The following is a 19,371-nucleotide window of genomic DNA, read 5'->3' as shown; positions in this document are numbered from 1 at the left end:
AGGAAAACGAGGATGAGAAAAATGAAAAAGTTAGCAGCACTGATTCTTACGGCTTCAATGGCAGCAGCAGCTTTGGCAGGCTGCGGGGGTAAAGCTGCAGACACAAGCGCAACAACCAGTACCACAAGTGCACCGGAGACAACGACTGAGGCTGCAAAGGCTGAGACAACAAAAGAGGCTGCTGAGACCAAAGGATTAAAGGTGGCCCTTCTGCTTTCCGGCGCGGCCAATGATATGGGCTGGTGCCAGACCGCTTATGACGGATTAAAGGTTCTGGAATCTGATTATGGCTGCGAGATTTCCTATACGGAAAATTTAACGCCTGATGACATTGAAGCTGCATTTGCGGATTATGCTGCAAACGGATACGATGTGGTGATCGGCCATGGCTATGAGTTCGGTGATCCGGCCGTAGAGGTGGCAGAGCAGTATCCGGATACTAAGTTTATTATAACGGAAGGTGAGGTTTCGGCTGAAAATGTGGCTTCCTATGTGACCAAGTGCGAAGAAGGCGGTTACATCATGGGAATGCTGGCAGCCGGATTATCCAAGAGCAATAAGGTAGGTTTTGTAGGCCCCATCCAGGGAGCATCTTTAGTAAAGATCATGAACGGCTTTGAAGACGGAGCCAAGTCTGTTAATCCAAATATCGAGGTTCAGACTGCATGGACAGGTTCCTTTACGGATACAGCCCTTGGAAAAGAAGCGGCTCAGGCCATGATTGACAACGGCGTGGATGTAATCGGACACTGTGCCAATGAGTCCGGTACAGGCGCTATCAATGCGGCAAAGGAAGCCGGAGTTTTCGCTACCGGAGATTCCTATGATCAGAACGCACTGGCTCCTCAGACTGTGGTTTCTTCTTCTGTATACCACATTCCAAATGTAATTGAAACTGCTTACCAGACCGTTGCATACGGAAACTTCGAGGGCGGAATCTACAACCTGGGCATGCAGGAAGAAGCAGTCAGCATTGCGCCTTACCACGATTTGGATTCTGAAATTCCTCAGGAGTTAAAAGACGAGATCGAGAGAACAATATCAGCCATTGCAGAAGGACAGTTTAGTGTACCCTGTGATACAAAGGTGAGATAGGGAGCAGTATTATGCCATTATTGGAGATGAAACATATCACAAAAGCATTTTCCGGTGTGTATGCCAATGAAGATGTGTGCTTATCCGTAGAACAAGGGGAGATTCATGCTCTCCTTGGAGAAAATGGAGCCGGAAAGACTACGCTGATGAACATATTGTTCGGCATTTATCAGGCCGATGGAGGAGAAATCCTCTACAAAGGAAAATCAGTCCGGTTTCATTCCCCAGCCGATGCCATTGAAAATGGCATCGGCATGGTTCATCAGCATTTTTCCCTTGTGAATAAAATGACGGTTCTTGACAACATCATCCTGGGACTGAGCAGCAGCAATGCAGTTCTGGACCGGAAAACAGCAGGGGAAGAGGTCAAAAGACTTGGGGAAAAATACGGACTTTTAGTAAACCCTGAAGACAGGATCAACGGTCTGTCTGTGGGAGAGCAGCAGAGAGTGGAAATCTTAAAGGCATTATACCGCAATGTAAATCTTCTGATTCTCGATGAGCCTACAGGAGTTTTAACCCCTCAGGAGACGGAACGATTCTTCGGTGTATTAAAGCGCCTGAAGGAAGAAGGCTACGGTATCATCATCATCACCCACCGCTTAAGTGAAATCATGGCAATCAGCGACCGGGTCACCATCCTTCGGGATGGCAGGGCGGTAAAGAATCTGGTTACAGCGGACACTACGCCGGAGGAGCTTTCTGCATTTATGATCGGCAGACCTCTTTCCCCTAAAAAGGAGGAAAGAAAAGAGCCTCTTCCCCAGACTGCGCTGGAGCTTAAGGGTGTTTCTATTTCCAAAAAGCACGGTGGAAAAAAGGTTTTGGACAGCATCAGCTTTACGGTTAAAAAAGGAGAAATACTGGGCATTGCCGGAGTGGAAGGAAACGGCCAGAAGGAGCTTGCCGAGGTGATTACGGGAATCCGCAGGCACACAGAGGGAAGCTTATCCTTTGACGGAGAGTCTCTTGACAGGCTATGTGTGCGGGAACGGTTTAACCGGGGAATATCCTATGTGTCCGATGACCGCCACAGAGACAGTCTGGTAATGGATATGACAGTTATGGAAAATCTGATTCTGCGAAACTACAACCGCCTCCCTTTTTCCAGGAACCGGCTGCTGGATTATAAAAAGGCAGAAAAACGGGCAGAGGAAGCCCTTGCAGAATACGGAATCAAAACTTCCGGAAAGAGCGGGATCAAGACTCTTGTCAGGCTCATGAGCGGAGGAAACCAGCAAAAGGTCATACTGTCCAGGGAGATATCGGAGGAGGCCAGTCTGATTGTGGCCAGCCAGCCTACCAGAGGACTGGATATGGGAGCCTCGGAATTTGTACATAACACCCTGATCCGCCAGAAGGAGCAGGGAAAGAGTGTAGTGCTGATTTCCGCCGACTTAGATGAGATCATGTCTTTAAGTGACCGGATTGCCGTGATGTTTGAAGGCAGAATCATAGGGATTCTGGGCAGAAAGGAAGCCAGTGTCAATGAAATCGGGCTTTATATGGGCGGAGTGACTGGAAAGGAGATAAGCCATGAGTAGCAGCACAAAAGCGAAAGCAGCAGAAATGGCAAAAGCAGGAGCAATTTCAATTGCCATGGCAGCTCTTCTGGTTATTTTGTCGGGAGCCGATCCCCTTGCAGCCAGCAAGATGTTCTTTAACGGGATTTTCGGCAACATCAATGGTTTTGGAGAAGTGTTTGTAAAAGCCACTCCTTTGATTCTTACCGGTCTCGGCTGTTCGGTGGCCTTTCGGACAGGCTTTTTTAATATCGGTGCAGAAGGCCAGTTTTATATGGGAGCTTTGGCATCGGCATGTGTGGCTTTGTATACGGAGGGGCTGCCGGGAATTTTTCGGATTATTCTGGCTATTCTTGCAGGTTTTTTATTCGGAGGAGTCTGGGCGCTGATTGCGGCAGCCTTAAAAGCAAAGTTTGGGATATCGGAGATCATTGTTACCATTATGCTGAACTACATTTCCATGGATATTCTGGGCATTGCAGTCCGTACTTTTCTTATGGACCCGGCGGGAAGCATTCCCCAGTCTGAAAAGATACCCCCTTCCGTCACCCTGCTTCGGTTTTTAAAACCCACCCGGGTTCATATGGGAATCTTCATAGCCCTGGCGGCTGTGTTTCTCGTATGGTTTCTTATGGAAAAGACAACGGCAGGCTATGAATTCAAGGTGGTTGGCTTTAATAAACGGGCAGCAGCCTGCAGCGGCATTTCTGTAGGAAGAAGCATTATCCTTTCCGCTGTTTTAAGCGGGGGACTGGCTGGAATCGCCGGATGTGTGGAGGTTTTAGGAGTCCAGAAAAAGCTGCTGGAAGGAATATCAGGAGGCTGCGGATATACGGCTATTTTGATCACCCTTCTGGCTTCCAATCACCCGGTTGGTGTACTGGTGGCTGCCATTCTCTTTGCAGCCCTGGAGGTAGGAGCCAATTCCATGCAGAGACAGATGGGAATTCCCTCTGCAATCGTCAACTTTCTGATCGGTTTTGTTGTGCTTCTCATTTTGGGAAGAGAGCTGCTTTCCAGGAAGAAAAAAGGGGAGGTGGGATAGTATGTTGGAGCAGATATTTACCGTTGGCTTTCTTACGGCATTTTTCTCAGCGGCTGTGCGTATGGCTGTGCCTCTTGCCTATGCCGGTCTGGGGGAGACTATTTCGGAAAAAGGCGGCATATTGAATATCGGAATGGAAGGCGTCATGCTTTCCGGAGCATTTTTCTCCTTTGCAGGCACATTTTTTTCGGGAAGCATTCTCATTGGGCTTCTCAGCGGAATGGCCGGGGGAGCTGCTGTCAGCATGATTCATGGAATATTGTCCATTAAACTGTCAAAGGATCAGTCGGTCAGCGGTATTGCCATTAATATCTTTATTATGGGTGTTACCAGCTTTCTGTATAAGCTGATGTCAGGAGGACAATCCTATCAGCAGATTGAACCTCTTTCCAGAATCAGAATCCCTGTTCTGGCTGATATTCCTTTGATCGGAAGCGCCTTGTTTCATCAGGATATTCTTACTTATCTCATGTATTTCCTGGTGCTGGCGGTGAGCTGGTTTTATAAAAGAACCAATAAAGGTCTTTCTTTTGCGGCCATCGGGGAAAATCCCCGTTCCGCAGATTCAGCCGGTATACCGGTTCATAAGTACCAGTACGTATCCATGATTTTAAACGGCGTGCTGGGAGGAATGGGAGGAGCTTACCTGGTTTTGGTCCAGGTGGGAAATTTCTCCGAAAACATGACTTCAGGCCGGGGATACATCGCATTGGCGGCGGTGATTTTAGGACGTTACGTTCCAGCCGGAATGCTGGGGGCAGCCCTTTTATTCGGCTCTGCCAATGCCCTGCAGATCCGTCTCCAGGCCATCGGTGTACCCCTTCCATCCCAGGCTTTGTCCATGCTTCCCTATTTGATCACGTTAGCTGCTTTGATGGGTTCCATTGGGAAGAATCATGCTCCGGAAGGCCTTGGAAAGCCTTATGTGAGGGGAGCCAGATAGATTCTTTCTTATCATAACAAAAGAAGAAAACAGACAGGTATCTGCCTTTGTCTCTTTTCTTCTTTTTTTATGGAGAAAGAAAAAAATGGAACATTTTGTGATTGCATGGTTGAAATAAACTATATGTTGTGGTATATTTTTACAAGCAGTATTTAATAACAGTTATTGATATTGATTATAGAAATAGGAGAATATATATGGACATCAAAGGAAACCGGGGGATTAGGGAATTTTCAGCGTATTTTCAGGAAGTGCCGGAGCTGGAGCATGTCTTGGGGGAAATTCAGAAAGAGCGGACTTCGCCCTCCTATGATCTGGGACAGCTTTTTTTGAAATTCAAATCCTTCTGCAAGGAAGAAATGAGCCTTTCCCAGCGGTTTAACGCTCTTTTACAGGCTTCCATAGAGCTGACGACCCAGGAGGCACCGGATTGGGAGTATATAGGGGCAAGGCTTTTGATGCTTCGCTTTGAAACAGATTTAAAAGCAGAGCTGGATCAGCGCCAGCTTAAGAGCTTTTATGATAAAATACGTTATTTGACAGAAGAACGGCTTTATGGAGAGTATATTCTGGAGCATTATACAAAGGAAGAAATTGACCGGTATGAGGAGTATATGGACAGGTCCAGAAATCATCTTTTCAATTATTCCGGTCTGGAACTGCTTCTTAACCGGTATGTCATCCGCAGCCGCCAAAATTCGCCTTTGGAAACACCTCAGGAAATGTACCTGGGAATTGCCATGCACCTTGCCATGAAGGAAAAGGCAGACAGGGATATGTGGGTAAAACAGTTTTATGACATGCTCAGCACTTTAAAGGTGACCATGGCAACGCCTACCCTGTCAAATGCCAGAAAGCCTTATCACCAGCTTTCTTCCTGTTTTATTGACACTGTTCCTGACAGCCTGGATGGAATTTACCGGAGCATTGACAGCTTTGCCAGAGTCAGTAAATTCGGAGGAGGAATGGGACTTTACTTTGGAAAGGTGCGGGCGGCAGGAAGCGCTATCCGCGGCTTTCAAGGTGCGGCAGGAGGCGTGATCCGCTGGATCAAACTGGCCAATGATACGGCAGTGGCTGTGGACCAGCTTGGGGTGCGCCAGGGAGCAGTTGCGGTGTATTTAGATGCCTGGCATAAGGATTTGCCGGAATTTCTGGACTTAAAGACCAACAACGGAGATGACCGGATGAAGGCTCATGATGTCTTTCCGGCAGTCTGCTACCCGGACTTATTCTGGAGACGGGCAAAAGAAAGTCTGGAGGGGGACTGGCATCTCATGTGTCCTCATGAAATTTTAACGGTAAAGGGCTGGGCTTTGGAGGACTCTTATGGGGCACAGTGGGAGGAACGTTATCTGGAATGTGTGAAGGATGACAGGATTCAGAAGCGGGTGGTTTCCATTAAGGATTTGGTCCGGCTGATCTTAAAAAGCGCAGTAGAAACAGGAACGCCCTTTGCTTTTAACCGGGATATTGTCAATGAGGCCAATCCCAATAAGCACAGCGGCATCATTTATTGCAGCAACCTCTGTACGGAAATCGCTCAGAATATGAGCGCTGTGGAGCTGGTGGACCAGCGGATGGAAACCGTTGACGGGGAAACGGTAGTTGTTACTGTCACAAAGCCGGGAGATTTTGTGGTTTGTAATTTAGCAAGTCTTTCTTTGGGTAAAATTGATGTAAGGGATAAAAAAGAACTCCAGTCCCTGACCAGGAGTGCGGTAAGGGCTCTGGACAATGTCATTGATTTAAACTTTTTCCCTGTTCCCTATGCAAAGGTCAGCAATCTCCGCTACCGGCCCATAGGCCTTGGAGTCAGCGGATATCATCACATGCTGGCAAGGAATGGGATCCCATGGGAATCTGAGGAGCATCTGGAGCTTGCGGATCAGGTGTTTGAGGCCATTAATTATGCGGCCATTGAAGCAAGCAGTGACTTTGCCGGAGAAAAGGGTGCTTATGAAAAGTTTGAAGGAAGCGACTGGCAGACAGGAGCCTATTTTGAGCAAAGGGGATATACTTCTGAGGAATGGAAGCAGCTCAGTAAAAAGGTGGCTTCCTCCGGAATGAGAAACGGCTGGCTTATAGCCATTGCCCCTACCAGCAGCACCAGCATGATAGCAGGCACTACGGCAGGGTTAGATCCCATTATGGATCGTTATTATCTGGAGGAAAAAAAGAATGGACTGGTGCCAAGGGTAGCACCCGATCTGTCTCCGGAAACCTTCTGGACCTATAAAAATGCCCATCGCATTGACCAGAAGTGGTCCATCCGTGCGGCAGGAATCCGTCAGCGTCATATCGATCAGGCTCAGAGTATGAATCTGTACATTACTAATGATTATACCTTGCGTCAGGTGCTGGGACTTTATATCCTGGCCTGGGAACAGGGTGTAAAAACCGTATATTATATCCGCTCCAGAAGCCTGGAAGTGGAAGAATGCCAGGTTTGTTCCACCTGAGAAACTTCTGGCAGTGGGAATAAAAAACAGAAGAACGGAGGAACACGAATATGGAACCACTAAAAAAGAGGCCCCTCTTTAATCCCGATGGAGAAATTGATGTAAGAGAGAGGCGGATGATCAACGGGAACACCACAAATCTTAATGATTTTAATAATATGAAATACAAATGGGTCAGTGATTGGTACCGTCAGGCCATGAATAACTTCTGGATTCCGGAGGAAATTAATTTAAGCAGGGACAGAAAGGACTATCCCCTTTTAAGCGCTTCTGAGCGGAGGGCTTATGATAAGATTCTTTCCTTTCTGGTGTTTTTGGACAGCATTCAGACTGCCAACCTGCCTGCCATCGGGGAATATGTGACCGCCAATGAAATCAACCTGTGTCTTTCCATACAGACCTTTCAGGAAGCGGTTCACAGCCAGAGCTACAGTTATATGCTGGATACTATCTGCGAACCTCAGACCAGAAACGAAGTGTTGTACCAGTGGAAAAATGATTCCAAGCTGTTAGCCCGCAACACCTTTATCGGAAATCTGTACAATGAATTCCAGAAGGACAAAAGCCCCTTTGCTTTTATGAAAACAGTGGTAGCCAATGTGATTTTGGAAGGGATTTATTTTTACAGCGGATTTATGTTCTTTTACAATTTGGGGAGAAATCACAAGATGACAGGTTCTTCCCAGGAAATCCGTTACATCAACCGTGATGAAAATACCCATCTTTGGCTGTTTTGCAATATTGTCAGGGAACTGGAAAAAGAAGAACCGGAGCTGTTTACTGAGGAACGGGTGGAAGTTTACCGCAATATGATGAAAGAAGGCTGTGAGCAGGAAATTGCCTGGGGCTGCTATGCCATCGGTGATGAGGTGCCGGGACTGACCAAGGAAATGATTACCGATTATATTAAATATCTGGGAAATTTGCGGTGTGCAAGCCTTGGCTGGGAGAGCATTTACGAAGGCCATGACAGAGAACCGGAAAACATGGCCTGGGTCAGCCAGTACAGCAATGCCAATATGATAAAAACTGATTTTTTTGAAGCCAGAAGTACAGCTTATGCAAAGAGCAGCGCTTTGATAGATGATCTGTAAGCGGTCAAAGGCCGGTCTTGACAATCGGCTTCATTCGTGCTAACATGAGGATGCTCAAAAAAAGAGCACCAGTCGGGGGCAGTACTGGTTTCGACAGGGGTCATGCAGCTGGTGAAGCTATCCGCATGCGATGCGTCAAATGGCAAAAATAAATATAAACGCTAACAATAACGAATTAGCATTAGCAGCGTAAGCTGCTTGTCGGCCTTAGAGCACTCACACTTTAAGATCCCGGCATCGACTATGTGAGAAACGTCATATGCAAAGCTTTGAGCATATGGACGTAATATGAAGCTACTGAAGCTGTCAGGGTGTTAGTTCCCGGTCAGTGGAGGGAATGTCAAAGAACTGACTATGATAGTAGAAGAACAGGGAATTGGTTTTTGGACACGGGTTCAACTCCCGTCTGCTCCATTCGAAAAGTACCGTATTTACGGTACTTTTTTTGTTTTGTGTTGCATTTCGTGTTGCATGTACTCCATAAGAGCCTTGTAGAATTCATTAGAAACGCTAGGGGTTGCTCAGTCAACGGTGGGTAAGTATATCAGGCAGATGTTGGGTGATAACAAAACGATATAACCTCCGTAAAATGGAGGGAACCGACGAGAGAGGAGTCTTGTCGGCCGTATGAAAGAAATTTACCTAAAAGCTGTTCTGCAAGGTAGAATCAGAGGTTCTTGTCCTCTGAACCGTATTCCATGCATAATTGGGAGGAGCATAGAAAGATGATATTTTCAGTGGACTGTTGCCAATATTAACGATGTTATGCCAAATGCCGGCGGGTACAAATATGGCATAATTAGCAAATGCGAGATATTGTCCGTACATTGAGAATTTATCTTCACCTAGCTGAATTAAACCTAAGCCTTCTTCTATTCGTAAAATCTGGTCGTGATCAGGGTGGGATTCCATACCAATACTCTCATGAACAGGAATGTTCATAAGAGTAACCTGTAAATGGGTTCCTGTCCATAAAGTCGAACGGAAATTATCGTTTTGCTGTGCTGCCTTGTTTAGATCAATAACAAAAGAGTCCGGTCCGTAATCATAGGGGAAGGTTGGTATATTAGCATCTTGATTTGAGTTTTCTGAATTAAACATGCAATAAGTCACCTATTATCCATTTTATACTAATATATGTGATATAAATATCACTGCTATCAAAAAATCGGGAATTTCTGAAAAAGAAGAATATGCTGCGTAACATAGATCCACCTTTTATTACCTGCACGTACCAGGAATCAGTCCGGCAATGTCTGATAGAATAAAGAGGAGCTGTTGAAAACGGTAATCCGCAGCCGGGCAGAGGTAGTGTTTTCCGGATATGTTTGTGAGCTATATGAAAGGTATTTGAAGGGCTGGGGGAAATTGCAAATGCCAACCAGGGAGCAGAATAACCACCGACGCCTGGAAACCCTTTGGCTGAATTTTGAACTAGTGGGGCAGATGAGGTTAGAATCAGAGGCGGACCAAGAAGCCGGGGCATCGACACTGATGCCTGCTAGGTAAAATTAGGATTTACTTGGGCTGCATGGAATAAATTAGCAGCCCAACATTTGATTACTGTTTTTTGTGAATTTCGTTATAAGCTTCTAAAATACCATTTTTAACAGCCCTTTTAATTATGAAATATATAAGGACAAAAATACCAACGGGTATTGCTATAACTAAAAATACGTTTAAAATGGTTAAAATTCCAAAGATTCCAATATTCATAAAAATAGCCCTCCTTCTTACTTACATCCAATTTAAGTATAACATAATTTTAAAGGAAGGCTGGATAAGAAACAAGTGGCAAAATCATTACGATTAATAAAACTGAGATTTGCTTGAGAAAATCAAAATGTTTTCTCAACTAGGTAAATTTAGTCTTCAAATATAGTTAGTCTTATCATGATTGATTAACCTCCACAATTATTATGACTGAAAAATATAAAACGACAAGTTAAATTTTCTAAAAGGAGGGATAAATTGAGAAAATCATCAAAAGAGCGCCGGGAGGAGCAGGCGCAGGTACATAGAATCACTATGGCGGAAGCGGCCAAGGCCTCAGACCTTCTCAGCGACAATGCCGCCTTATGCAAATACAAGTTTATGCCCTGATCCGAACCTTCGGACCTCTCCGGCTTGTACAGCGGCGTATCCCAGGGTGAGGAAGGAGCGGGAAAATGGGAGCTAAGAAGCTGTATGCGCTTATACCTCAAGGGCTAGTATTTCAAGTGACATAGCCGCAAACTGGCCTCATGATGAGAGTTTTACAAGTAGACCCACAAATACGGCTGTACTTTACTGCATTAAATACGAATAAGGCATTACAGCAACGGATTAACTTTAACGGCTGCCAGGTGTAACAGCTTGGAATCTCCCTTCCCCCTGAGGGAGATCCCGGTTCAACTCCGGGTGTTCCGATTGGTTTTCAGCTATATGTGCCCTCCTTTTTAAAAGTGCCTGTCGATTTTTTGTCGATGGGTGTTTTCTTTTAGATACAAATATTGAAAAAAGTCCAGATATATGGTAAAATTTGTAATAATTTATAAGGGAGGGGGTAAGAGTAATGGTAGATATAGTATTCTACGCATTAGCCGTTGTTGCGATAGGAGCAGTGGTTGTGAAAAAGCTAAAAGACAAAAAGGAGTAAAATTCTTAAGAGGCACCCACTCGGTGTCTCTTTCTCCTTTTGGGAAGTGCCTGTCGGTTTTGGCTGATAGGTGCTTTCTTTTTGTCATATTTTGGTGTATGATAGAAAGAATAGGGGGAGGAATTGTAAAAGTGGATGAACTTAGTATATTTGTTGATAAGGAATACACAGATTATCAGGACTTTAATTATAACGAATATTGTGAAGAAGTGAATTTACCCAAGTTAAAATTATGTCCTGTATGTAGTACAAATGTGTTCATGAATTTGATCTGCGAAATTAGGAATGGTGATTTTCATTATGCAATGCTTGAATGTCCTAAATGTGATGCTGTTATTGTAAAGAAATATAAGGATCAAGTAGCCCTGCTTGATTATCAATCAGGCATGAAATATAAGGACATTGCTGTAAAATACGGTGCCACCATTAATACAGTGAAGTCCTGGAAGACCAGATATCAATGGTCGAAGGATAAGAAAAAAGGTGTGCACACAAAAAGGCGGTCAGCCTGGAATTAAAAATGCCGTAGGCAATAAGGGTGGCGCTGCTCCAGAGAAGAATAAGAATGCAGTTAAGACGGGAGAGTTTGAAGCTCTCTTTTTTGATGCCCTGGAAGAGGATGAGAAACAGCTTCTCACGGTCCGGGAGCGGCGAATGCTAAAACGAATTGAAGGTCTTAAGTGTGCTGTTGCCGATCAGACGGAAGAAAAGGCTTCTGACATGACAGTGGTTAAATACAAATCCGGAACCGAAAAAGATAAGTGGACAGATTTGGTAGAGTACACAGGAGTCTTGGGCCAGATCCAGGCAGTGGAAGATGCGCTCACCCGTGTTCAGGCCAGGAAGCAGAAGGCCATTGATTCCCTGCACCGGTACGGTTTTGATGATGCCCGTCTGAAGCTGGATATTTCTCTATCTTACAGGAGTCACATTAACGCCAATAGTCGGTTTTTTTTTATTCTGCCAGTATTTGTTTGGCACATAAAACTTTATTACAGGAGATAAGTAAAGTGGAAGTGCGAGACAAGCACCTCATAATGACTCAATGGTATGCTATAATGAGTAAATGCTGGAAGCCAGACTAAAGTAAAAGGAAAAGGATTATGAAAAAAATTAAATTCAATTATCAAGTGATTTTTGCTGTAATTATTTTATTTTTATTAATGACAGCAATGGCAGTGTGCTATCAGAGATTTAAACCTGAAGTAAATCCGGATGAAAAAAAGGTTACGCTTACCGTCATTTCAAAGGATAAAGAAAAAAAAGAATATTCCATCGACACAGATGCTCAATATCTGGAACAGGTTATGGCGCAGGCAGAGGACCTGGAATATTCAGGAGAAGCAGGAAGTTACGGGCTAATGGTTGATACCATAAATGGTCAGACCGTACTTAAGGGTGATTACTGGGCATTTTATGTCAATGGCCAGTTTTGTAATTATGGGATATCACAACAGCCGGTTTATAATGGGGATGCATTTGAGATTATTTACACAACAGGAGACTGGAATGAAGATTAAGGATATGGCCGTAATTTCACTTTTGTCAGCTCTGTTACTGGTTTTACAAATTGCCTTAAATTTTCTTCCCAACATTGAACTGGTGACTCTCTTTATTATATTGTATACCCTACTTTTAGGAAAGAAAACACTTTATATTATATATATTTTTGCGGTTTTAGAGGGTATCATTTACGGTTTTGGAATTTGGTGGCTTATGTATCTGTATGTCTGGACTTTTTTATATTTTGCGGTACGGTACTTTAAGAATAATAAAAGTATCATAGTCTGGGCTTTGTTGGCTTCATTTTTTGGATTGTCATTTGGTGCATTATGTTCCATTCCCTATTTTCTGATTGGCGGAATGGAAACTGGAATCACATGGTGGATTGCAGGCATTCCCCATGATATTGTTCATGGAATCAGTAATTTTATTATTGTACTCGTTCTATTTAAACCAATGTTTCAAGTTTTACAAAAGCAAATCAATCTGGATTAATGGTGGAATTTTGTTTGTTCAGAATATTCGGCTCCCTCTTTTTTCATATCTGAATATAAGAAAAAATGGGTGATTCTGTAAAAGTCCTTTGCAAGAGACATTTTATGAAAGGAAAAGGTGCCGAAATCAGGTTATTATAAGAACTGTATATAGGCAAAATAAACAATGGTTGGTTACTTAATTGAGTCTGATGCAGAGTGTAGGAATGCAGCAATTACAGAAACGGACGGTGAGTAAGATATTTACGAAAAAACAATGTGAATTACTTGATGTTCTGGTGCAAAGTAAAGAGGTTATGAGCAGCGAGCAGATCTCCGACCGGCTTGGCCTCTCAGCCAGAACAGTACGACGTTACATTGAACTGATTAATCCTTATCTGGAACAATATAATGCTGAAATTGTATCAATGCGAGGGTATGGTTTTGTGATGCAAGGGGACATTGAAGCGGTTAAGGAGCTGTTGACCGGTTTGTCTGCTGTTGACTATGACCGGAGAGTTAAGGATATTACGGTCTATTTACTTTCTATGGAATACATTACAGTGGAAGAAATCAGTCAGGTATTATTTTATTCTGTTTCAGCTCTGAACAAATTAATATCAGAAGTCAAAACCTATTTGATGTCTTTTCATTTAAAGCTGAGGGCAAAGCCGCACTATGGTCTTTCGATTACCGGGCTGGAAACGAATATTCGTAATTTAATGATCGATTGCGGATTTACCCAAAATTATTATCAGGAAATCAGCTGCTTCCTCAAAAATATCAGCACTAGTGACTTTGTATCAATTAAAAGTACAATTATCACTTTTTTACAAAGGCATAAAATTATTATTGCTGATGATGATGTTTCCGATTTGATCATACGGACCACAGTGATTGTCTCCAGATGCCGCCAGAACCGCTTTCTTAATGAGGAAGAAGCAGTGGAGGAAAGGAATCTGCTTCGTCTGCTGATGGAAGAGGTATCGGTAAAATGCGGAGTATCAATACCTTTGTCAGAGATATCTTACCTGTCTATCTATTTTGATATACTCAATCAACGGATTGATAAGGAAGAGTTTTGGGCACAGGAGGATATCAGGGAACTGGTCAATCAGTTTCTGGAACAAATGCAGCAGATATATACCAATCTGGTGATTGAAAAAACAGTCCGGGAATCACTGGTTCTGCATTTGAGCCTGATGCTGAACCGGATTAATCATAAGCATTATATTAAGAATGGTTTGATGCAGGATATTAAAGCAAATTATATTCTGGAAATGAATTATGCCATTACCTTTGGCAGTATGATTGAAGATTATTTCAAGATTAAAATTCCGGAAGATGAATTAGGGTATCTGGCCTTGTATTTTGCTCTAAGCAGCCATGCCAATCAAAAGGTGAAGCGGGTAATTATTCTGTGCAATTACGGTGTGGCTACCTCCCAACTGATCAAGGAACAGGTGCGGGAATGCTTTCCCCAGCTTGAAGTGGTTGGAGTCTATCCTTTGTACTATCTGGAGGTTGCGATGAACCAGGAAATTGATTTAATTATTTCCACAGTCTCCATTGATCAGAGCCGGCTTAAAAAACCATTGGTTGTCATCAAACAGGTTTTGGATAACGATTCATTCAGTGAGATTAAGAAAGTAATTGAAGAGCCGGAAGAGAACATTTTGCTCCGGTATTTTAATCCCATGGCATATTTTTGCCTGAATGCGTCAACAAAAGAGGAGGCTCTTACTGAAATGGCGGAGAAAATGGTGGCACTAAAATTCTTTCAGCCTGATACCATCAGCCGGATCTATGAACGTGAAACGATCTCTTCCACAGATATCGGCAATCTGGTTGCCATTCCCCATGCGATTATTGATAACAGCATGCAGTCGGTAATTGGAATAGGAATTTTGGAAAAACCGGTGCTCTGGGATAAAGAGAAGGTTCAGGTTATCTTTATGGCAGGCATAAATAAACAGGATGCGGAAAAAAACAATATTTTCCGTTATTTATATCGGGTAATCAAGGACGTTTCCAATGTGAATCATATGATCACGGATAAAAGCTTTGATTCATTTCGAAAATTTTTTTGAAAAGGAGGAGTATTCTATGGGAGTATTGTCAAGCAGTCATATATTTTTTAACAATGAATTGAAAGAAAAAAAGGATATCATCCGGTTTTTAGCCGAGCAGTCGGTGGCCCTTGGAATATCCGGCAATGCAAAAGAAGTGTATGACGGCTTTATGGAACGGGAAGCCATGGGACCGACCGGAATAGGTGGAGGAATCGCAGTACCCCATGCCAAAACGGATTCCGTTGGTGAAGTATCTGTCCTGATTTTTAAAAGTGAGATTCCGGTCACTTGGGAATCATTTGATGACGGTCCGGTTTATTTGGCAATTGCCCTGCTGGTGCCAAAAGAAAATCCAGATAATATCCATCTTCAGATTTTGAGTACAGTAACCAGAAAACTGGTCAATGAAGAATTTAAAAAGAATTTGTTCCAGACTGGGACAGCAGATGAAATCATGGAATTATTTAAAGAATTAAATATATAAGGAGGACAAAGCAATGAGTAAAAAATTAGTAGCAGTATGTGCCTGCCCAATGGGACTGGCACACACCTTTATGGCTGCTCAGGCTCTTGAGGATGCAGCTAAGGAACTGGGATATGAGGTAAAAATAGAAACCCAGGGAGCAGACGGACTCCAGAATGAACTGACGGATCAGGATATTGCCGATGCTGATATCATCGTTCATGCAATTGCCGTTACACCCATTAACAATGAGCGCTTTGATGCTTATGAGATATTTGAGGTTGAGCTTCAGGACGTAATTAAAAATGCAAAAGGGATTATCAAAGAGATTGAAGGTATGATTTAAGTAAAGAGTAACTATAGACAGGTAAAAAGACAGGAGGAAATAAGATGGCTATCAAGAAAAGAGAAGCAATTACAACAAATTCAGAGAGCAAAACTCCGGCACCTAAGCAGCAGAGCTCATCGACGGGGAATCAGGGCAGCATCTGGAAAGAACTGCAAAAGCACATGATGACAGGTATCTCCAATATGATTCCGTTTTTGATCATGGGTGGTTTGATTCTAGCCTTTTCCCAGTTGGTTCTGTATGTGTTCCTGAATGTGGATCCATCAATGGGTGTACTGGATGCAATTAATTCCGGACAGTTTGCCGGTTTTAATTTAAGTCTGTTAAAAGCCGCTTATCTGACCGAAAGCTTTGGCGGCACCTTGTTTGGGTTTGCAATTCCTATGTTTGCCGCATTTACAGCCAACTCAATAGCCGGAAAACTGGCTTTTCCCGCCGGTTTTATCGGAGGTCTGATTGCAACCAAGCCAACTGCACTGCTTAGCCTGGTTGACGGTACATGGACGGCTGAAGCGCCGGTGGCATCTGGTTTTATCGGAGCTTTACTGATTGCATTTGCCGCCGGTTATCTGATTAAGTGGCTGAATCAGAATATTAAGATGTCACAGAACTGGCTGGCGTTTAAGACAACTTTCTTAATCCCGGTAATCGGAGCTTTATTTGTTATGCTTTGCATGAGATATTTCATTACTCCTTTGGGTGGTTTTATTAATCAGCTGATGCGTGAAGTGTTAACTTCCGCTGGTAAATCCGGTGAGGTCGTTTATGCAGTTGTTCTGTCTATGGCAACGGCCATTGACCTTGGAGGCCCCATTAATAAAGCAGCCGGATTTGTTGCCTTGCCGCTTACGACAGATCATCTGCTTCCCATCACTGCCCGCTGCATTGCAATTGTAATTCCTTCTATTGGCCTTGGGCTGGCAACCATTATTGATAAATATGTGGTTGGCAGGAGAGTCTTTGATAAACAGTTTTATCCACAGGGAAAAACGGCTATTTTTCTGGCATTTATGGGAATCTCTGAAGGGGCAATCCCGTTTGCTTTGGAACGGCCTAAAATCGCCATTCCTTCTTATATGATTGGTGCTGTTGTGGGATCTACGACAGCCGTGCTGTTGGGTGCAACCCAGTGGTTTCCGGAGTCGGCAGTATGGGTATGGCCTTTAATTACCAGATTCCCGGCCTATGCCTTCGGAATTCTTTTAGGAGCTGCTGTTACGGCACTCTTGGTGATTTTCCTGCGAAATAATGAAATTAAAAAAGGTACTTTAGTGGTTGATACAAATAATTAAGAGGAGAATACAGATGGCAAAGGTTCATATTGTAAATCATACACATTGGGACAGAGAATGGTATTTTACGACTGCCGATGCCCTGGTGCTCAGTGATAATTGTTTTACTGAGGTGCTGGATGAGCTGGAAAAGAATGGCCGGGCAATGTTTTGTCTGGACGGACAGTCTTCCATTATCGAAGAATATCTTGAGATACGTCCGGAGCGGGCGGAACAGATCAGGAAATTTGTGGAACAAGGACGGTTGTCAATCGGCCCCTGGTATACCCAGACGGATGCTTTCTTTGTCAGCGGTGAATCCATGGTCCGGAATCTGATTCTGGGGATCAGAGATTGTAAAAAGTATGGCGGATATATGAATATTGGCTATCTGCCCGATACCTTTGGCTTTAATGCCCAGTTGCCTACCATACTAAAGAACTGCGGAATTGACAGTGCCATTTTCTTCCGGGGTATTAATTTTGAAAAGCATGTCCGTTCCCCGTATTTTATCTGGAAAGGTTTGTCCGGCAAGGAGGTAATGGCCGTCAATCTGGTCAAAGGATATGGAGCAGCCGCATTTTTGGAAGACAGTGAAATCTATATTAATAATAAATTACTGCCGATTACAGAATTGATAAAGGCAAAAAGCGGACAAAATGAAATTCTGGTTCCAATTGGAGAAGACCAGCTAGACATTGTCCCTGATTTGCCGGAAAAACTGGAATCAATCAGTACAAAAACAGCGGATTCCTATGCCATCAGTTCCTATGAACAGTTTATGGCCTATCTCCGGAAGAAGGACCAATATGAGGTATATGAGGGCGAATTCAGAGAACCTTGTCTGTCAAGAGTACATAAAACCATTGGCTCTGTCCGGTATGATGTAAAGAGGATTAATTTCATTCTGGAACAGAAGCTTCTTAACCGGGTCGAGCCGTTAATGGCAATTGCCAGAGCTAACCAGATTACTGTCAGTGAAAAGCTGTTGAATAAAGCCTGGAAAAGGATGCTGGAAACCCACGCTCATGATGGCATGGGCGGATGTGTATCAGATAATGTTGCAGTCGATATTTTCCATCGTATGAAAGAAGCCGAAGAAATTGCCGATGGAATAGAAAATGTCATTACAAAACGTTTATCCGAACAGATTGCTTTAAAAAGTAATGAAATTCTGGTATTTAATACACTGCCATATGCTTATACCGGGTATAAAAAGATACAGGTTGTAGCTTCTTCTAAAAAGATCAGACTAATTGGGCATGAAGATGCCATGATTCTGGAAGCCAAATATTATCCGCCCCGGGATCATGTTCGAATTGTTGATGCTCAGGGAGAACGCTATATTACGGAACCGGCGTATTACAAGCTTACTTTATTATGTAAAATGAGTTTACCGGCCCTGGGGTATCAGGTGGTTACGTTTGAAGAAAACAGTGACTATCAGGAACATGAACTTCAGCCGGAAAACAGCAGTAGTATTGGTAATGAATTTTATACAGTCACATATAACAACCATCAGATTGATCTGGTGACTTCTTTTGGCAAACAGATAAAAGACTTTATTGTCTTTGAAGACTGTGGAAATGATGGCGACACTTATGACTTCTCACCACTGGAAGGAGACCAGCCGGTCTTGTTATCCCTTGATCTGGATCAGGTTCTGAAAACACCGGTCATGCAGCAGATGATTTTAAAGGGTCATTTCCAGCTTCCGGCCAGGCTGTCGGAACGGCTGATTCAGGATGGTGAGAAAGCGGCACTTGATATAGAATTGAAGTTGTCACTTTTACAGGATGTTAACCGCCTTGATGTGCATTGCAAAGTGGATAATCAGATATACAGTCATCGGTTGCGGGCAAAAATCAACACAGATATCCTGGCTCAGGAAACAATCGCTTCGCTGCCCTTTGGTTATATAAAAAGGCCTGTCCTGAAAGAACTTCCGGCTGATTGGCAGAAGCATTATGTGGAAATGCCAATTGATATTGAACCATATGAAAGCTCTGTCTCTGTAGAAGGCAACGGATATTATCTGACCGCATTTGCCAAAGGAATGAAAGAATATCAAATGATCGATGATAGTCTTTATCTGACCCTTTTCTCAAGTACTGGTCAGCTTGGCAAAGAAAATCTTATCTACCGGCCGGGAAGAGCTTCCGGTGATACAACAAGACAGGGACATGAAATGATTGAAACGCCAATGGCGGAATTAATTGGTGAACTGGAATTTGAATGGTCACTTCAGGCAGGAAGCGGATGCTTTGATGAATACCAGACAGCAAAAACCTGGGAAGAATACAGCTTGGAGCATATCAGCTATCAGAGCCAGACTCTGAATAAGTTTATCTTCCGTCTGGACAACAAAATCCAGCCAAGGGAACTGGTGAGAAGATCAGAACCGCAATTTTCTCTGCTGGAGATAAAAGACAGTTATCTG

The 19,371-nt window shown here is 43.5% G+C and carries 19 protein-coding genes and 1 other RNA gene; 18 read left to right on the top strand and 2 right to left on the bottom strand.

All coding sequences use genetic code 11. The features are described from left to right. Nucleotides 1–12: 12 nt before the first annotated feature. The 7 genes from V7M78_RS15870 (at nt 13) to ssrA (ending at nt 8,579) form a co-directional block, all read left to right on the top strand. Nucleotides 13–1,095, top strand: coding sequence for a BMP family protein (locus tag V7M78_RS15870; protein WP_333651306.1), 1,083 nt, complete (start codon nt 13–15; stop codon nt 1,093–1,095). Between the two features lie 11 nt (nt 1,096–1,106). After that, nucleotides 1,107–2,639 (top strand): ABC transporter ATP-binding protein, encoded by a 1,533-nt coding sequence (locus V7M78_RS15865; protein WP_333651304.1) that lies wholly within the window; start codon nt 1,107–1,109, stop codon nt 2,637–2,639. After that, on the top strand, nt 2,632–3,663 hold the full coding sequence (locus V7M78_RS15860) for an ABC transporter permease (RefSeq protein WP_333651302.1): 1,032 nt from the start codon (nt 2,632–2,634) through the stop codon (nt 3,661–3,663). Before V7M78_RS15865 ends, V7M78_RS15860 begins: the two co-directional genes overlap by 8 nt. 1 nt (nt 3,664) lies before the next feature. After that, a complete protein-coding gene (locus V7M78_RS15855) occupies nt 3,665–4,606 on the top strand; it encodes an ABC transporter permease (RefSeq protein WP_333651300.1) in 942 nt (313 codons plus the stop codon). Between the two features lie 197 nt (nt 4,607–4,803). Then, nucleotides 4,804–7,068 carry a ribonucleoside-diphosphate reductase subunit alpha gene (locus tag V7M78_RS15850; protein WP_333651298.1) on the top strand — a complete coding sequence of 755 codons (2,265 nt, stop codon included), beginning with the start codon at nt 4,804–4,806 and terminating at the stop codon, nt 7,066–7,068. A gap of 50 nt (nt 7,069–7,118) precedes the next feature. Then, complete coding sequence (locus V7M78_RS15845; protein ID WP_333651296.1) at nt 7,119–8,162, top strand: ribonucleotide-diphosphate reductase subunit beta; 1,044 nt, start codon at nt 7,119–7,121, stop codon at nt 8,160–8,162. A 75-nt stretch (nt 8,163–8,237) separates the two neighbouring features. Next, nucleotides 8,238–8,579, top strand: a transfer-messenger RNA (tmRNA) gene (ssrA, locus tag V7M78_RS15840). Nucleotides 8,580–8,804: 225 nt separating this feature from the next. Here the strand turns inward: ssrA and V7M78_RS15835 are convergent. Next, nucleotides 8,805–9,263: a cupin domain-containing protein gene (locus V7M78_RS15835; RefSeq protein WP_333651294.1), complete on the bottom strand. Its 459-nt coding sequence runs from the start codon at nt 9,261–9,263 to the stop codon at nt 8,805–8,807. 177 nt (nt 9,264–9,440) lie between these two features. On the opposite strand from V7M78_RS15835, the gene V7M78_RS15830 reads away from it, so the two are divergent. Continuing rightward, nucleotides 9,441–9,671 carry a hypothetical protein gene (locus V7M78_RS15830; protein WP_333651292.1) on the top strand — a complete coding sequence of 77 codons (231 nt, stop codon included), beginning with the start codon at nt 9,441–9,443 and terminating at the stop codon, nt 9,669–9,671. Between the two features lie 51 nt (nt 9,672–9,722). Here V7M78_RS15830 and V7M78_RS15825 read toward each other — a convergent pair whose 3' ends face one another. Beyond that, nucleotides 9,723–9,878: a DUF6019 family protein gene (locus V7M78_RS15825; protein WP_333648806.1), complete on the bottom strand. Its 156-nt coding sequence runs from the start codon at nt 9,876–9,878 to the stop codon at nt 9,723–9,725. A 255-nt stretch (nt 9,879–10,133) separates the two neighbouring features. Here V7M78_RS15825 and V7M78_RS15820 point away from each other — a divergent pair, with 255 nt between their 5' ends. The 10 genes from V7M78_RS15820 to V7M78_RS15780 form a co-directional block, all read left to right on the top strand. Next, nucleotides 10,134–10,265, top strand: coding sequence for a hypothetical protein (locus V7M78_RS15820; RefSeq protein ID WP_333651290.1), 132 nt, complete (start codon nt 10,134–10,136; stop codon nt 10,263–10,265). Nucleotides 10,266–10,931: 666 nt separating this feature from the next. Next, the gene (locus tag V7M78_RS21655; RefSeq protein WP_442914666.1) at nt 10,932–11,318 is read left to right on the top strand and encodes a helix-turn-helix domain-containing protein; all 387 of its coding nucleotides are present in this window, start codon (nt 10,932–10,934) and stop codon (nt 11,316–11,318) included. Beyond that, complete coding sequence (locus V7M78_RS15815; protein ID WP_442914665.1) at nt 11,284–11,805, top strand: hypothetical protein; 522 nt, start codon at nt 11,284–11,286, stop codon at nt 11,803–11,805. Before V7M78_RS21655 ends, V7M78_RS15815 begins: the two co-directional genes overlap by 35 nt. Nucleotides 11,806–11,903: 98 nt before the next feature. After that, nucleotides 11,904–12,320 (top strand): DUF4430 domain-containing protein, encoded by a 417-nt coding sequence (locus tag V7M78_RS15810; protein ID WP_333651288.1) that lies wholly within the window; start codon nt 11,904–11,906, stop codon nt 12,318–12,320. Then, nucleotides 12,310–12,798: a hypothetical protein gene (locus V7M78_RS15805; protein ID WP_333651286.1), complete on the top strand. Its 489-nt coding sequence runs from the start codon at nt 12,310–12,312 to the stop codon at nt 12,796–12,798. The genes V7M78_RS15810 and V7M78_RS15805 overlap by 11 nt, the downstream gene beginning before the upstream one ends. A 205-nt stretch (nt 12,799–13,003) precedes the next feature. Then, nucleotides 13,004–14,866 carry a BglG family transcription antiterminator gene (locus V7M78_RS15800; protein ID WP_333651284.1) on the top strand — a complete coding sequence of 621 codons (1,863 nt, stop codon included), beginning with the start codon at nt 13,004–13,006 and terminating at the stop codon, nt 14,864–14,866. Nucleotides 14,867–14,882: 16 nt separating this feature from the next. Next, nucleotides 14,883–15,332 (top strand): PTS sugar transporter subunit IIA, encoded by a 450-nt coding sequence (locus V7M78_RS15795; RefSeq protein WP_333651282.1) that lies wholly within the window; start codon nt 14,883–14,885, stop codon nt 15,330–15,332. A gap of 13 nt (nt 15,333–15,345) precedes the next feature. Further along, complete coding sequence (locus V7M78_RS15790; protein WP_333651280.1) at nt 15,346–15,657, top strand: PTS fructose transporter subunit IIB; 312 nt, start codon at nt 15,346–15,348, stop codon at nt 15,655–15,657. Nucleotides 15,658–15,701: 44 nt separating this feature from the next. Next, complete coding sequence (locus tag V7M78_RS15785; RefSeq protein ID WP_333651278.1) at nt 15,702–16,952, top strand: PTS fructose transporter subunit IIC; 1,251 nt, start codon at nt 15,702–15,704, stop codon at nt 16,950–16,952. 13 nt (nt 16,953–16,965) lie between these two features. Further along, nucleotides 16,966–19,371: glycoside hydrolase family 38 C-terminal domain-containing protein (locus V7M78_RS15780; RefSeq protein ID WP_333651276.1), on the top strand; the 2,406-nt coding region annotated here is incomplete at its 3' end.

This window comes from Lacrimispora sp., from assembly GCF_036758025.1.
Taxonomy (GTDB): Bacteria; Bacillota; Clostridia; order Lachnospirales; family Lachnospiraceae; genus Lacrimispora.
The sequence above is the reverse complement of the archived record's forward strand: the minus strand, read 5'-3'. Positions and strand labels throughout refer to the sequence as shown.

Coding starts and splice junctions, on each gene's coding strand:
- V7M78_RS15835 (WP_333651294.1), bottom strand. CDS start 9,263: ATGTTTAATTCAGAAAACTCAAATCAAGATGCTAATATACCAACCTTC.
- V7M78_RS15785 (WP_333651278.1), top strand. CDS start 15,702: ATGGCTATCAAGAAAAGAGAAGCAATTACAACAAATTCAGAGAGCAAA.
- V7M78_RS15860 (WP_333651302.1), top strand. CDS start 2,632: ATGAGTAGCAGCACAAAAGCGAAAGCAGCAGAAATGGCAAAAGCAGGA.
- V7M78_RS15850 (WP_333651298.1), top strand. CDS start 4,804: ATGGACATCAAAGGAAACCGGGGGATTAGGGAATTTTCAGCGTATTTT.
- V7M78_RS15810 (WP_333651288.1), top strand. CDS start 11,904: ATGAAAAAAATTAAATTCAATTATCAAGTGATTTTTGCTGTAATTATT.
- V7M78_RS15855 (WP_333651300.1), top strand. CDS start 3,665: ATGTTGGAGCAGATATTTACCGTTGGCTTTCTTACGGCATTTTTCTCA.
- V7M78_RS15825 (WP_333648806.1), bottom strand. CDS start 9,878: ATGAATATTGGAATCTTTGGAATTTTAACCATTTTAAACGTATTTTTA.
- V7M78_RS15845 (WP_333651296.1), top strand. CDS start 7,119: ATGGAACCACTAAAAAAGAGGCCCCTCTTTAATCCCGATGGAGAAATT.
- V7M78_RS15790 (WP_333651280.1), top strand. CDS start 15,346: ATGAGTAAAAAATTAGTAGCAGTATGTGCCTGCCCAATGGGACTGGCA.
- V7M78_RS15805 (WP_333651286.1), top strand. CDS start 12,310: ATGAAGATTAAGGATATGGCCGTAATTTCACTTTTGTCAGCTCTGTTA.
- V7M78_RS15865 (WP_333651304.1), top strand. CDS start 1,107: ATGCCATTATTGGAGATGAAACATATCACAAAAGCATTTTCCGGTGTG.
- V7M78_RS15795 (WP_333651282.1), top strand. CDS start 14,883: ATGGGAGTATTGTCAAGCAGTCATATATTTTTTAACAATGAATTGAAA.
- V7M78_RS15870 (WP_333651306.1), top strand. CDS start 13: ATGAGAAAAATGAAAAAGTTAGCAGCACTGATTCTTACGGCTTCAATG.
- V7M78_RS15800 (WP_333651284.1), top strand. CDS start 13,004: ATGCAGCAATTACAGAAACGGACGGTGAGTAAGATATTTACGAAAAAA.